Source organism: Rhodosalinus sediminis (assembly GCF_003385555.1).
Classification (GTDB): domain Bacteria; phylum Pseudomonadota; class Alphaproteobacteria; order Rhodobacterales; family Rhodobacteraceae; genus Rhodosalinus; species Rhodosalinus sediminis.
Genome location: NZ_QOHR01000113.1, coordinates 1 through 323 on the forward strand (window position 1 = coordinate 1; position 323 = coordinate 323).

Here is a 323-nt window from a genome sequence, read left to right on the forward strand (position 1 = left end):
GATGCTGCCCACGCACCAGCTCCGCATCCTCGTCGCGACGCAACCGGTCGATTTCCGCAAGGGGCATGACGGGCTGGCCGCACTGGTTCAGTCCATGCTGGAGGAAGACCCGTTCACCGGCACGGTGTTCGTGTTCCGCGCGAAGCGGGCCGACCGGCTGAAGATCCTGTTCTGGGACGGGAGCGGGCTGGTGATGGCCTACAAGCGCCTCGAGGAGACGACCTTCACCTGGCCGGCCATCCGCGACGGGGTGATGACGCTGAACCGGGCGCAGTTCGAGGCCCTCTTCGCCGGGCTGGATTGGCGGCGGGTGAAGGCTTTGG

Annotated in this window: 1 protein-coding gene; it reads left to right on the top strand. The window is 67.2% G+C overall.

The window, feature by feature from the left end; genetic code table 11:
- On the top strand, nucleotides 1–323 hold a 323-nt coding region (gene tnpB, locus DRV84_RS15325), incomplete at both ends, for an IS66 family insertion sequence element accessory protein TnpB (RefSeq protein ID WP_147298897.1).